This window comes from Shewanella sp. MR-4, assembly GCF_000014685.1.
GTDB lineage: Bacteria > Pseudomonadota > Gammaproteobacteria > Enterobacterales > Shewanellaceae > Shewanella.
Window position 1 is genome coordinate 2,785,211 of the sequence record NC_008321.1, and the last position, 14,241, is coordinate 2,799,451.

The 14,241-nt window shown below is 48.9% G+C and carries 13 protein-coding genes; 6 read left to right on the plus strand and 7 right to left on the minus strand.

All coding sequences use genetic code 11. From position 1 onward, the window contains the following. Positions 1–175 precede the first annotated feature (175 nt). The 4 genes from SHEWMR4_RS12285 to dapA all read right to left on the minus strand — a co-directional run bounded on the left by SHEWMR4_RS12285 (position 176) and on the right by dapA (position 6,708). Positions 176–3,271 (minus strand): efflux RND transporter permease subunit, encoded by a 3,096-nt coding sequence (locus tag SHEWMR4_RS12285; protein ID WP_011623098.1) that lies wholly within the window; start codon positions 3,269–3,271, stop codon positions 176–178. Next, positions 3,268–4,350: an efflux RND transporter periplasmic adaptor subunit gene (locus SHEWMR4_RS12290; protein WP_011623099.1), complete on the minus strand. Its 1,083-nt coding sequence runs from the start codon at positions 4,348–4,350 to the stop codon at positions 3,268–3,270. Before SHEWMR4_RS12290 ends, SHEWMR4_RS12285 begins: the two co-directional genes overlap by 4 nt. 372 nt (positions 4,351–4,722) lie before the next feature. Beyond that, positions 4,723–5,820, minus strand: a complete 1,098-nt coding sequence (gene bamC / locus SHEWMR4_RS12295) for an outer membrane protein assembly factor BamC (RefSeq protein ID WP_011623100.1) — start codon at positions 5,818–5,820, stop codon at positions 4,723–4,725. A gap of 3 nt (positions 5,821–5,823) precedes the next feature. Then, positions 5,824–6,708, minus strand: coding sequence for a 4-hydroxy-tetrahydrodipicolinate synthase (gene dapA, locus SHEWMR4_RS12300; protein WP_011623101.1), 885 nt, complete (start codon positions 6,706–6,708; stop codon positions 5,824–5,826). 172 nt (positions 6,709–6,880) lie between these two features. On the opposite strand from dapA, the gene SHEWMR4_RS12305 reads away from it, so the two are divergent. Both SHEWMR4_RS12305 and bcp read left to right on the plus strand, forming a co-directional pair. After that, positions 6,881–7,432, plus strand: coding sequence for a glycine cleavage system protein R (locus SHEWMR4_RS12305; protein ID WP_011623102.1), 552 nt, complete (start codon positions 6,881–6,883; stop codon positions 7,430–7,432). Between the two features lie 3 nt (positions 7,433–7,435). Further along, on the plus strand, positions 7,436–7,903 hold the full coding sequence (gene bcp, locus SHEWMR4_RS12310) for a thioredoxin-dependent thiol peroxidase (RefSeq protein ID WP_011623103.1): 468 nt from the start codon (positions 7,436–7,438) through the stop codon (positions 7,901–7,903). A gap of 180 nt (positions 7,904–8,083) precedes the next feature. On the opposite strand, the gene SHEWMR4_RS12315 is transcribed toward bcp, so the two are convergent. Further along, on the minus strand, positions 8,084–8,698 hold the full coding sequence (locus SHEWMR4_RS12315; RefSeq protein ID WP_011623104.1) for a LysE/ArgO family amino acid transporter: 615 nt from the start codon (positions 8,696–8,698) through the stop codon (positions 8,084–8,086). Between the two features lie 112 nt (positions 8,699–8,810). Between SHEWMR4_RS12315 and SHEWMR4_RS12320 the strand changes: the two genes are divergently transcribed. Next, complete coding sequence (locus SHEWMR4_RS12320; RefSeq protein WP_011623105.1) at positions 8,811–9,728, plus strand: LysR family transcriptional regulator ArgP; 918 nt, start codon at positions 8,811–8,813, stop codon at positions 9,726–9,728. Between the two features lie 127 nt (positions 9,729–9,855). Here the strand turns inward: SHEWMR4_RS12320 and SHEWMR4_RS12325 are convergent, their stop codons facing one another. Beyond that, the gene (locus SHEWMR4_RS12325) at positions 9,856–10,956 is read right to left on the minus strand and encodes an AI-2E family transporter (protein ID WP_011623106.1); all 1,101 of its coding nucleotides are present in this window, start codon (positions 10,954–10,956) and stop codon (positions 9,856–9,858) included. A gap of 208 nt (positions 10,957–11,164) precedes the next feature. Continuing rightward, positions 11,165–11,398 carry a sulfurtransferase TusA family protein gene (locus tag SHEWMR4_RS12330; RefSeq protein WP_011623107.1) on the minus strand — a complete coding sequence of 78 codons (234 nt, stop codon included), beginning with the start codon at positions 11,396–11,398 and terminating at the stop codon, positions 11,165–11,167. A gap of 112 nt (positions 11,399–11,510) precedes the next feature. Between SHEWMR4_RS12330 and SHEWMR4_RS12335 the strand changes: the two genes are divergently transcribed. The 3 genes from SHEWMR4_RS12335 to SHEWMR4_RS12345 all read left to right on the plus strand — a co-directional run bounded on the left by SHEWMR4_RS12335 (position 11,511) and on the right by SHEWMR4_RS12345 (position 13,882). Next, positions 11,511–12,980: a M48 family metalloprotease gene (locus tag SHEWMR4_RS12335; RefSeq protein WP_011623108.1), complete on the plus strand. Its 1,470-nt coding sequence runs from the start codon at positions 11,511–11,513 to the stop codon at positions 12,978–12,980. 123 nt (positions 12,981–13,103) lie between these two features. Then, entirely contained in the window at positions 13,104–13,454 is a 351-nt protein-coding gene (arsC, locus tag SHEWMR4_RS12340; protein ID WP_011623109.1) for an arsenate reductase (glutaredoxin), read from the plus strand. Positions 13,455–13,501: 47 nt separating this feature from the next. Continuing rightward, positions 13,502–13,882: a DUF2069 domain-containing protein gene (locus SHEWMR4_RS12345; protein ID WP_011623110.1), complete on the plus strand. Its 381-nt coding sequence runs from the start codon at positions 13,502–13,504 to the stop codon at positions 13,880–13,882. Positions 13,883–14,241 lie beyond the last annotated feature (359 nt).

A 14,241-nucleotide genomic window follows, 5' to 3' on the forward strand; every position in this document is an offset into this window, starting at 1 on the left:
GTTTCTCGTTTCCTCTTACTTGTGGTGAATAAGAAGGTCTCTTTTAACATGGGCGTTATTCAGGCTATAGCCTTAAGGGACAATCACCACCGCCAGAGGCGGTGGTTTTGGGATGACAATAAAATAGGCGCTTAAGTGAACTTAAGCGCCTATTTAGCTAAGCGTTCGCGTGGAATTAATCCTGCGCCAACTCCTTATCTAATTGCTGGGCAATCGCTTCTGGCGAACCGCTGTTACGGGCAAAGAGACCGTAGGCGGTTGGGATCACAAAGATAGTGAACAAGGTCGCCAGCATAATGCCCGAAAGCACCACCACACCAATCACGAAGCGGGTTTCCGCCCCCGCACCAGCGGCCAATACCAGAGGTACTGCGCCTGCGGCAGTGGTAATCCCCGTCATTAGGATGGGGCGTAAACGCTGACAAGAGGCTTGAATAATGGCGCGGTCGAAATCGACGCCCTTATCCCGCAACTGGTTGGCAAATTCGACGATAAGAATACCGTTTTTCGCCGCAAGGCCCACCAGCATAATAATCCCAATCTGGCTGTAGATATTGAGACTCTGGCCCGTAAACCACAGCCCAATCAAGGCGCCAACCGTGGCCAGCGGTACCGTCAGCATGATCACCATAGGGTGAATATAGCTTTCGAACTGCGCCGCTAATACTAGGAATACAATCCCCAGCGCCAGCAGGAACACAAAGTACATTGAGCTGCCAGACTCTTGATAATCCAAAGATTGTCCCTTGTAGCTGATCACAGCTTCCGCAGGCAGATAAGCACGCGCCACCTGATTGAGGTAATCCAGCGCCTCACCTAGGCTATAACCATCCGCCAAGCTGGCTTCTATAGTGATCGCCCGCATACGGTTATAACGGTTAAGGGAGCTGGCATCGGCAAACTCTTCGACCGTTACTAAGTTCGACAGTGGGATCAACTCCTTGGTCCGTTCAGAGCGAACATAGATATTTTGCAGATCGGCCGCGGTATTTTGGTTACTGCGTTCCCCTTCCACAATCACATCATACTCTTCGCCATCGCGCATAAAGGTGGTGACTAAACGCGAGCCCAGCATCGATTCTAAAGTGCGACCAATATTGGAAATCGATACCCCAAGGCTGGCCGCCCTGTCCCTGTCGATCACGACTCTAAGCTGCGGTTTGGTCTCTTTATAGTCGTGGTCAAGGCCAAGCAATTTAGGATTTTCCGCCGCCTTTTCCATCATAATGTCGCGCCAGCGGGCCAACTCTTCGTAGCTTGGGCCACCAATCACAAACTGCACAGGTTTACCCACGCCACGGCCAAAGGCTTGACGCATCACAGGGAAAGCTTGCACACCGGCTAAATCCGCGAGGCGCTTGTTAATATCGCCGATCACTTCTTTCATCGGGCGACGTTGTCCCCAATCTTCGAGCACGATAATCGCCATACCATTAGAGAAGTCGGCGGCGCGGCCAAAGCCACGGGGCGCACGGATCAGCAAGCGTTTAATGTCTCCCGAGTCCACCAACGGCATTAACCGGTTTTCCACTTCGTTCATGTAGGATTCGATATATTCGTAACTCGCACCCTGCGGCCCGTTCACCATCAAAAATAACGAACCCCGGTCCTCCTGCGGCGCAAATTCCTGCGGCACTTTTTGGGCGAGCAGCACACTGCTCCCGAGCGCAATCAAGACTAATATCGACATCAGCACAGGTCTTGCCATCGCCTTCTCAAGCGAGCTTTGATAGCCACGGGAAATCCCCGTCATAATGCTATCGACCTTACGCACTAACCACGAATCCTGCGACGCGGGTTTAAGCAGCTTAGAACACATCATCGGGCTTAAGGTTAAGGCCACGATACTGGAGAAGATCACCGCCGCGCTCATGGCCACCGCAAACTCCTTAAAGAGCTTACCTAAGTCCCCTTCTAGGAAAGTGATCGGCATAAATACCGCCACTAGCACTAAGGTGGTGGCGATAACCGCAAAGGCCACTTCACGGGCACCCAAGAATGCCGCCTTTAAGGGTGAATCCCCTTCTTCGATACGGCGGTGAATGTTTTCCAACATCACAATCGCATCGTCTACCACCATACCGATGGCGAGGATCATCGCAAGCAGCGTCAACAGGTTGATTGTGTATCCTAGCGCATAGAGGACGATAAACGTCCCGAGCAAAGACACGGGCACGGTAATAGCAGGGATTAACATGGCGCGCACGCTGCCAAGGAACAGATAAATCACGATGATCACCAGCACCATGGCGGTGAATAGGGTTTGGTATACCTCTTTAATCGAGGCTTCGATAAACACTGAGCTGTCGTAGCTGCGTTTAATCGACATGCCAGCGGGTAAGGTTGGATTGATTTTATCGACTAAGGCGTTAACGGCGCGGGCCACTTCTAAGGTGTTGGCGGTCGACTGTTTCGACACACCAAGACCGATCATGGCCTCCTTGTTGCCGCGGAACATGATGCGCTCTTCTTCCGAGCCAATTTCCACCTTTGCCACATCGCCAAGTTTGACTAAATAGCCGTCTTCGCCTTGGGAAATCACCAAATTGGCAAAGTCCTCGGCGGTGCGATAACTACGCTCTAAACGCACGGTAAAGTGGCGCTCCTTGGACTCGAGCGAACCTGCGGGCAACTCAACGTTTTCAGCCCTTAACGCGGCTTCAACATCAGCAACTGTAAGGCTTCGGGATGCAAGGGCTTGTCTATCGAGCCACACGCGCATGGCGTAAACTTTGCCACCACCGATACGGATCATCGACACCCCGTCCACCACGGACAGACGGTCGGATAAATAACGACGGGTGTAATCGGTCAGCTCTAATGTGGTCATTTGATCCGACACTAGGTTGAGCCACATAATCACTTCATCGCCACCGTTGGCCTTTTGTACCTCTGGGGGATCGGCTTCTTCGGGTAAGTTATCTAACAGGCCCGAAATTCTGTCGCGTACGTCGTTGGCCGCATCTTCAATGTTGCGGCTGATATCGAACTCTAAGGTCACCTGCGAGCGACCATCGCTGCTCGATGAACTCACATGGCGAATACCTTCGACGCCGCTGATCCTATCTTCAATCAGCTGGGTGATACGGCTCTCAACCACGGCGGCACTGGCGCCGCGATAGTTGGTTTCAATCGAAACAATCGGCGGGTCGATGTTAGGGTATTCCCGTAGCGGTAACTTATCGAATGCCACTAAACCAAAGGCCACCAGCAATAAGCTAATAACCGAGGCAAATACCGGTCGTTTAACGGAAAGATCTGTCAGGATCATACACTTGGCTCCGCATTAGCATCGGAAAGATAGCTAAACTTCTCAGCCAATTCGGTTTTGACCACATCGCCTGGGTGCACTTTGAGTAGCCCGCGGATCACCACATTTTCACCAATCTCTAAACCACCGAGGATTTCGACCCAGCCGCGGGTACGAATACCAATGGTGACTTGCTTACGCTCAATCACATTGTCCTTATTGACGCTGTAAACAAAGTGCTCTTTTTGGATTGGGATAATCGCCGACTCAGGCAACATCAAGGCCTCACGGCTGCGCTTGATGAGTTTCACCTTCATCAGCATGCCGGGCAGTAAACGTAAATCTGGATTTGGGATTTCGGCGCGCACAATCACGGCGCGAGTGGTTGGATTAACGCGGCTATCGATAGAAATCACTTTGCCTTTAAAGATTTCATCGGGAAACGCTACGGCTTTGGCTTCGACTTGTTTGCCGGGCTGTAAGTCTTGAATAAAGCGCTCAGGCACCGAAAAGTCTAATTTAATCTTAGAGATATCATCGAGTGTGGTGATCTCAGTACCCGGAGTCACTAGGCTACCCACACTCACTTGGCGCAGGCCTAAACGACCATTAAAGGGCGCAACTATGCTGCGATCATTCAGGGATGATTGTGCCTGCTCTAACTCGGCACGGGTGGTATCGATTAAAGTTTGCAGGCGGTCACGCTCTAACTCTGCCACAGTGCGACTGGTCACCAGAGAGCTGATCCGCGCTAACTCGCGTTGATTATCACTCACCTTCACCTGCGCCACTTTCACTTTGGCTATCTGCTCGGCATTTTGCAGTTGCACCAATAAGTCGCCCTTCTTAACGATATCTCCATCATCAAATTTGAGTGAGGTGACCACATCGGTGACTTTAGGCGTGATAGTGACAGACTCATAGGCCTTGTTGGTGCCTATGGCTTCAACTTCGTCACGCACAGGCGCCATAGCGGCAGTCGCGATGACCACATTAGGGGTGAGCTTAACATTAGCTTTCTGCGGAGCTTGGGGTTGCATACTTTGGTATCCAAACCAGCCCGCAGCCAAAATAGCGATGATAATTATGATTTTTTTCATCTGGCTTCCAAATGATGATGACTCGCATTAGTGACGGCTAGTTTACCCACTCGCATCATTGCATCAATACGTTTTACTTTTTCTTACAAATTACGCCAACTGCATAAAATATGTAATAAATGGCAATTCGAGTCAGAAAGGATAATCAGGATTAAGAATGCAGTAGGATAATTGGCACTTTTAGCGAATTGCTTCAACAAAAGTCAAAATTGAAAACACTTTATCTAAAACCATGCTTTAAATATTGATATACGCCAGAAATATTCTGAAGCATCATTCTGTATAGTTAACGCACAAGGTGAGCATAGCGGCGCTCAAATGGCAGGCACAAAAAAGGGCGATTAAATCGCCCTTTTGTTGACTGAGGTAGGATTAACGCAGTTTGCGCTCTTCTTTCATCAGGTTCGACAGTGACTGATACACATTGGTCACGACGTCATTCGACAATGGTTGGTCTTCACCGTCGCGCAGCAGGATTTTGGTTTCCTCTGAGCTATCGCCGTCTTCAAGCAGTATGCGGTAACTGCCTTCCTTCAAGGCCAATTGCTTGTCGTTCCACAACGAACTCCAGAAACCAGAGTTGTCGGTAAACTTAATGAAGTAAAGTCCCTTGGCGCTGTCCATATCGGCAATTTCAAAGCCCATTTCTGGCAGCACGATACGCAGACGATCCCACACTTGTTTGTATGGCGCTTTCGCGGACCAGTAAGCAGCACCTTCTTCAGGCGTCACTAAATCCACATTGATCCCTAAGGTCTGCTTCAAACGGTTCGCTTGAATCGCTTGATCGCGCTTCACACTCATGTAAGCGATAGAGCTGTTGAGCATGTCGATGGTGTAACGCTGTTTATCTTCACTACTTAACAGGACATCTTGCTCTTTACCGTCGTAAAACTCTTGGTGTTCAACCAAGTGGATCACTATGTTAGCGGTACGACCGTGCGGACGAGTTTCTACGTCGAAGCGATAGCGTTGACGCAGCAGATACTCTTTATCAGAGCCCCACAGGCTCGATTCCAGCACTTCCGTGTTTTCAATCCAATCGGTTTCGATACTGCCTTTATCGAAATCACGGTTGCGAATGCTGATGCCTTGCTTAGCAAAGAAACCATCTAAGTTAGTGAAGATCTCTTGCTTAAGATCGACGCTGTTATCAATCGATTCAACCACGATCTTAATGTTATCGCTGCCCTCTTCCACGTGCGTACCTTCTGCCATTGGCAGTACTTGTAGTGGAGGACGGATATCGAGGTTTTTACCAACCAGCGCAGAATTCGCCTTTGGCCCTAAGTTAGGCACTTCAAATTCTTTATTATATGGCGGTGCTTTTAATCCCTCGGGGATCTTCAGCATTGGCGCTTGCTCGGCCTGCACATAGTCTTCACCGCCGTTTGCTTGGCGACGCTCTAATGGCGAGCTACAAGCTGCAACGGCAGCAACTAGGAACAGTGGGGTGACTTTCTTTAACATTAATTATTTAACCTCTATCTGGGCGCGAGTCATTGCATCTAACAACAGACCATGACATTGCTCAGAAAGTTCAGTCAAAGGTAAACGAATATGACCACACTCGATAAGACCCATACGGTGGGCGGCCCACTTCACAGGGATTGGGTTCGCTTCGCAGAACAGTGTGGTATACAGACCACGTAGCGGCTCATCGATGCTCGCCGCTAATTCGGCATTGCCCGCAAGTGCTGCATCACACATGGCTTTAAAGGCTTTTGGCACTATATTGTTGGCAACCGAAATCACGCCATTACCGCCAAGGAGTAAAAACTCCCGCGCCGTTGCATCATCGCCGCTATACAACATAAAGTCGTTACCACAAAGCTCACGTAAACGCTTAACGCGTGATACATCGCCCGTGGCTTCTTTTACGCCAATGATATTGCTCACGCCCACTAACTCAGCCACAGTTTCGGGCTTCATATCCACCGCGGTGCGGCCTGGTACGTTATAGAGAATTTGCGGAATATCAGTGCTTGCCGCTACAGCTTTATAGTGTGCGACTAAACCCTTAGGCGTGGGTTTATTGTAGTAAGGTGTCACGCCAAGCATGGCAGCAACTCCAACTTTAGATAAAGACTTGGTGAGTTCGATTGCTTCAGATGTCGCATTCGCGCCATTGCCACCAATCACAGGAATACGGCCTGCGGCAAACTTAACGGTTTGCGCGACCACAGTAACGTGCTCATTCATTGGCAGAGTCGCTGACTCGCCTGTGGTACCCACGGCGACGATGGCGTCTGTGCCTTGGTCAATATGGAATTCGACTAACCTTTCAAGACTTGCAAAATCTACTGAGCCATCACTGTTCATTGGCGTGATTAAGGCTACGATGCTTCCGTTTATCATCTGACTTCCCCAAAATTTCAGGATTCGCTATGGTACTGATGCCAACCATTAATGACAAGCACTAACGGGGCTCTCAAATTGAATTAGTTATGGTAGCATTACATCCCGCACAAAAACTCGGCACTCAGTCTCGAGTTTTCGCTCTATGATATCGAAAAAGTGAGGACAATTCATGACCAATTTCCTGGTCGTAACCGCAATGGGCGTAGACCGTCCTGGACTCGTAAGTAAACTAGCTCGGCTTGCCAGCGACTGTGACTGCGATATCGTCGACAGCCGTATGGCATTATTTGGTAACGAATTTACCTTAATCATGATGTTGTCAGGTTCGTGGGCATCCATAACGAAAATTGAAAGCCTGCTCCCGAGTCTCAGTGTTGAATTAGAACTGATGACAGTGATGAAGCGCACCTCTAAACATACGCCGCAAAACTACCTTTCACGCCTTGAAGTGCGCTTTACCGGTAAGGATCAGCGCGGCACCATGAAGCTTATCACCCAGTTCCTCGCCGACCGTTCCTTAGACTTAGCCGCAGTACGCTCTTTCTCTGAAGAACTCGACAACGGTGAGCAAACCCAGACGATTTCGTTAACCATCAATATTCCTGAAAAAGTTGAACTAGAAAAGCTCGAAAAGAGTATCTATCAACTCTCTGAAGAAATGGCACTGGATTGCACCATTAGACGCATGGAAGGCACCCCCTCAAGAAGCGATAGAGGATAATTGATGAACACATTAACCGCTGGCGCGAAAGCGCCGCTATTTACCCTTCAAGATCAACAGGGTAATGCAGTTTCCCTACAAGAATGCTTAACGCGCGGCCCGGTTTTAGTCTACTTTTACCCTAAGGCTTCAACCCCTGGCTGCACAGTGCAAGCCTGTGGTTTACGTGACAGCAAAGCCGAACTCGACAGCCACAAAGTGACCGTGCTTGGCATTAGCCCTGATCCCGTAGCTAAATTAGCTAAGTTTGCAGAAAAACAGTCGCTTAACTTTACCCTGCTTAGCGATGAAGACCACAGCGTCGCCGATGCCTTTGGCGTGTGGGGCGAGAAGAAATTTATGGGCAAAATCTACGACGGTATCCATAGATTGAGTTTCCTCATCAACACCGACGGCACCATTGCCCATGTGTTCGATAAGTTTAAAACCAGCGATCATCACCAAGTTGTGCTGGCGCAAGTTGCTGGTTAATTGCGCACTTTAGTGCCGCATTAATGTCTCGCGGCTCAACACAGCGCACAAAAAATTAGCAGTTGAACGCAAAAAGGCCCTTTGTCAGGGCCTTTTTTCATGAAAAATTTTCAGCTTGCGTCTAAAAATCAACCTGATTTGTGGAATAAATTCAAGCGGATGCTGCTTAGTTGCCCAAGATTAGGCCAGATAAGGCCAAATAATTGCCGCGGCAATGCTCCACATGGTCAACCAAATAAAGCGGTCTAAGTATCGCCACGCCGCTGGGCGGCTAAATATCGGCGCCAATAAACGCGCACCAAAACTTAGGCTGAAGAACCAAATAAACGAAGCCAATACCGCGCCCGCACCAAACCAAGGACGATGGGCATCTTCGAACTGAGTACTAATGCTCCCCAGCAGCACAACGGTATCTAAATAAAGGTGTGGATTAAGCAGGCTGATCCCAAGCGTGGTCAGCACGGCCTTACGCAAAGTGTCACCATTTTGCGCATTATCCATCTCCATCCCTTTAGCGACAAACGAGGCCTTAAGTGCATTAGCGCCGTACCAAATCAAAAAGGCGGCCCCACCAAAACTGGCCACATGTTTGATAGTCGGGAAGGCTTCGATAATGTGCCCAAGCCCCGCCACCCCCGCAGTGATCATTAAGGCATCGATGATTGAACAAAGCAGCGCAATCGGCAAAGGATAAGCTCGCTTAATCCCCTGCTTTAGCACAAAGGCATTTTGCGCCCCTACGGCAATAATCAAACTACCACCTATGCCCATACCTTGTATAAACGCCGTTTGCATAACTACCTCTCATGTCTGAAGAAGGCGCTAGCATAGACAAAACAACAAAATTAATATAACTAATGTTTTTTATGTATCATAAGTAAAATTAATAATTTTAAGGACAGCAATCATGTTGGAATACGCCAATCTTAAAGCGCTTGCGGTCGTCGTCTCCGAAGGCGGCTTCGAGCGCGCCGCCAAAGTGTTGCATATCACTCAATCGGCAGTGTCACAGCGCGTTAGACAATTAGAAGAACGAGTCGGCCAATCCTTACTTATTCGCTCGACGCCCGTGGTGGCGACTCCCACGGGTAAACGTTTATTGCGCCACTATTCTCAGGTGCAATTACTCGAGAGTGAATTGAGAGCCGAGTTAGATGCCGATGACCCAAACCATCCCACGACGGTGCGGATTGCCGTCAATGCCGACAGTTTAGCGACATGGTTTTTACCCGCCTTGGCCGATATGTTCAGCCGACATGCCTGGCTGCTGGAATTGATTGTCGATGATGAGTCCTACACCCATCACCTATTGAAAAATGGTGAGGCCGTCGGTTGTGTGACTACAACGGCCAACCCCATGGCCGGTTGTAGCAGCGAGTTTTTAGGGACCATGGAATATATGTGTGTCGCGACCCCAGCATTTGCGGCGCGTTATTTCGAATGGGCAAAAAATAGCGATGATCTCGGCGCTCAAATTACCCAAGCGCAGCTCGCGAAAGCCCCTGCCGTGGTGTTTTCAACCAAAGATAAAATGCATGAAAAGTACCTCGCCCAGTATTTTCAAATGTTGCCAGGCCAATGGTGGCAACACAGCATTCCCTCATCGGAGAGTTTTTTAGAGGCGATTAACTTAAGTCTAGGTTATGGTTTAGTCGGGCACTTACAGGCAAAACCTTTGATAGACAAAGGCATATTGATTGAACTCACCCCAGAAAAACGCATTCGGGTGCCCCTCTATTGGCAGCATTGGAATATAAAAGCCAAGCAAACGACCTTGGTCTATCGCGCCCTCGCTGCCACCGCGCAGCATCTATTACAGCAATGATGAGTGCCGCAATCGTTAGTACAACAACAATGGTTAGTACAAATAGTTAGTGGATAAAAAACTGAGCGCTCTGGCTCAGTTTTTATCTATTAGCTTTTACCTATCAGTTTTATCTACTGCCAGCGGCTTAGGCTTCTGCCGAATCCGCCTTCACCTGTGTTATCGCTACAGGTTCAATCTCGGTTTTCGGCCAAGCATTGATCACCGCTTTCACCAAGGACGCCAATGGGATGGCAAAGAACACGCCCCAAACACCCCATAAACCGCCAAACACTAACACGGCGGCAATGATGATGACGGGGTGTAAATCCACCGCATCGGAAAACAAGATAGGCACCAGCACGTTGCCATCTAACGCCTGAATAATGCCATAACCTAACATCAGATAACCAAACTCGGAGCTAAACCCCCACTGGAAGAAGGCCACCAAGGTGATGGGCAAGGTGACTAAGGTCGCGCCCACATAGGGAATGAGCACAGACAAGCCGGTCAACACCCCGAGTAAGGCCGAGTATCTCAGCCCCATAAAGGCAAAGAAGATGTAGCTTGCTACTCCGACAATCACAATCTCAATCACCTTGCCGCGGATATAGTTGAAGATCTGCTGGTGCATCTCAAACCATACCTTGCGGGCCAACTGTCGATTGGTAGGGAAAAAACGTTTACTGCCACTGATCAGCTGGTCTTTATCTTTAAGAAAGAAGAACACTAATAAGGGCACTAAAATGGCGTACACCATCAGCACCAATAAGGAGGCCGAATAACCAATCAGTTGCTTAGCAATATCGAGCAGGTGCTGGGTGTCGAGCAATTTTTTAAGCTCGGCGACCATTAAATTGAGCTGATCTGAACTGACAAACTGCGGATACTGGGTCGCTAATCCCTGCAAGGTTTGTAATCCCTTGTCGATCATACTCGGCAAATCTGTCATCAGACTCACGCCTTGGCGCCACACGCTCGGGATAAGACCAAAGGTCAGCACCACCACTATCCCTAAAAACAGCACTAGCACTAAGGAAGCGCCCGTCGTGCGGTTAATCCCCAATTTCAGCATTTGTGCCACAGGCCATTCAAGCAAGAAAGCCAGCACCAAGGCCACCAACAAGGGCGCTAATAAGCCGCCCGCAAAATACAACACAAGGGCAAGACCCACGAGAATGGCCAGCAGCGTCACCGCCTGAGGATCGCTAAAGCGCTCTTGATACCAACGAGAGAAAAAACTAAACATGAATTCGTTCCAATGAGGTGATTGGCTTTCCGAAAACGCAGGAAAGATGCTTATGCTTTGGTGGTTAACCTTATCGCATCCGTTTTACTGTGTATATGCTTGAAAATCAGTTAACTGCTACCTATGACCGACACGCCTAGGCGAAGTTGCAGCCAGCTAAGCCAACTGGCCATTTTTACTGCGGCATTGAATCATGCTTTGGGCGTGCTTAGCCCTGCGATAAATCAACTTTTGTGATTAATAGCCCTAATTGGCCGGCGTCATCTTGCAATGTCACGACGGTATGCCCCTGTTTTTTAAAAAACGCGGGAACATCTCGGCGGGAACCTGGGTCTGAGAGTAGGATATGTAAGCTGTCGCCAGCAGACACAGACTTCAACGCAAGTTTGACCTTAACCAAGGGAACGGGGCAGCGAAATGATGTTAAATCAATAAAAATCATAATGAACTTGCTATGAACGAACTTGGGCTATTATCCTAAGTTGCAACTCAAACTACAAGCTAAGTGCTACCCTAGCCTTAGTTGAGACAATTAAAAGAATTAAAGGATCCACTTGCGTAATTTGACGTTTTTGACCCGATGTAAACCCCTTGCGGCGAGTGTGCTTTCATTAATGTTACTCGGTGGAGCCGCAAAGAGTTTTGCCAACAACGACTTGCCCGACTTGGGCACCGCCGCCGTCAATACCTTCAGCCTAGAAAAAGAAATGGTCTATGGCGATGCCTATATGCGCGTTATTCGCTCATCGGCGCCCATGCTGAACGATCCGGTATTGAGCCAATATTTGACTGAACTGGGCAATAAATTAGTCGCCCACGCCACGGGAGTTAAAACGCCCTTTTATTTCTTCCTACTGCAAAACGATGAGATTAACGCCTTTGCCTTCTTCGGCGGCCACGTTGCAGTACACACAGGGCTATTCCTTAACGCCGATAACGAAAGTGAACTGGCCTCAGTGCTCGGCCACGAAATTACCCACGTGACCCAACGTCACTTGGCGCGCTCCCTCGAAGCGCAGCAAAAAAGTGGTCCGGCGACCGTTGCGGGGCTACTCGGGGCCATTTTATTAACCATCGCCGTGCCGCAGGCGGGGATGGCCGCGCTGGCAACCACTCAAGCCATGGCGACCCAATCGAAGATCAACTATACCCGTCTGCATGAAAAAGAAGCCGACCGGATTGGCATGCAGATTCTGGTCGATGCGGGTTTTGACCCCAATGCAGCCGCCGACTTCTTTGGTAAACTCGCCAGTCGTTACCGTTTTACCACTACGCCGCCACAAATGTTGCTGACTCACCCATTACCCGAGTCACGGATCTCCGAAGCGCGCGATCGCGCCCACCAGTATCCACACCGCTATGTGCCGGATAATCTCAACTTCCAGCTCGCTAAAGCCCGTATCCAGGTGCGTTTTTCCAGTTACAGCGACGATGCGGTATTGAGCATGTTTGAAAAGCAGCTCAATAAGCAAACCTACGGCTTTAAAGAAGCGGCCCTCTACGGCAAAGCCTTAGCGCTGTTTAGATTGAAGAAATTTGACGAGTCCGAAAAGATTGTCGATGAACTGTTAAAAATCGATGATAACAACTTGTTTTATATCGATACCAAGACGGATTTGCTCAACGAGCGCAAGGATTATGCTAAGGCGACTAAGTTACTCGAAGCGCAACGTAAGATGAAACCCACATCGCAGGTAATTAACGCGAACTTAGCCAATATCTATATTGAGGCCGGTGAGCCAGCGAAGGCTATCCCGTTGCTAGAAGATATAATTTTCCTCGATAAGCAAAATCAACTGCCCTATCAACTGCTCAATCTTGCCTATAAAAAATTGGGCAATCAGGGAATGGAGTATTTCTCCAATGCCGAGTTGATGGCGCTGGGGGCTAACTATAAAGGGGCTATCGATCAATTGAACTTTGCCTACCGCGCCTCGGAAGGCAATCCATTACAACTGGCACGAATCGAAGCTCGTATCCGCCAATTTAAACAAGCGGATAAAGAGATGGATTCCCTGAAGTAAAATCGGCTCTGTTATTTCATCTATTAGCTAATCCCTTATAATTGCGCCCCGAACATCCTGACGGGGCGCTGTTTTTTCTGCTATCATTCGCGCCATTGTTTTAGCCGATTGAGCATAAGTACTATGACCCAAGCAACGATTTACCATAATCCACGTTGTTCAAAGAGCCGCGAAACCTTAGCCCTACTCGAGCAGCAAGGCTGTGATATCACAGTCGTGGAATACCTTAAGAATCCACCAAGCGCCGCCGACATCCGTGGAATTTTAGCCACACTCAAACTCAGCGCCCGTGAGTTAATGCGCACTAAGGAAGACGAGTATCAAGCACAGGGACTCGCCAATCCGGCCTTAACCGAAGAGCAACTGATCGATGCTATGGTCAAGACGCCAAAATTGATTGAACGCCCAATCGTACTGGCCAATCAACAGGCAGCCATTGGTCGTCCACCGGAAAATGTACTGAACATTCTCTAATCTTCGGCCATTTCACCATCATTCGATGCGATTAAGATAGGAACATCATGACCTCAAGCACTCTGCTGACACTGAGCCGTTTAGGCTACCTTGCCCTCGTTCTCCTGCTGGGCGGTTGGTTTATTGGTCAGGGCCTCAATGGGGAATACACCTTATTATTCAGCCTACTCTGGCTAGTACCTCTGTTGCTGCCGTTAAGAGGAATTTTGAAGGGCAACCCATACACCTATGCATGGGCCAGCTTTATTTTATGCTTATATATGCTGCACGCCCTCACCTTGTTGTATGTCACGACCGATGCATTGACCTTTGCCATTATCGAAGTCCTGCTGATTGGCACCCTGTTAATCGCGTTCCCATTTTATGCTCGTATCCGTGGGCGTGAACTTGGCCTAGGTCTTAAGAAAAAGTCCGACAAACAAGACTGATTGTGAGCTTCAATCAATCTCATCGCTGCCAGCGACCAACAAGTCGCGATTAGCCAGTGCCGATGAGCAAGTTCAGATAAGCAAGTTCAGATTAACAAGCGCGGTTCGGTTTTAATAACGCTCCGCGCTCTTTGTTTCGAGAAGTCGTGATTAGAGATGTCATGATTCAATATGTTGTGATTCGAAACATCATAATTCTATAAATTCGAACCCCGCTTTTATAACCCTCACTCACAGCCAAATCCGCTGTTGTATTAACCCCTTTTCGGCAAAACCCCCCCCTCAACCCGACAACATTTAACTTACCTTTCATCACTTTTTGTAACCAAAAGAGCGTGCTATAGTCGGTTGATATGCCA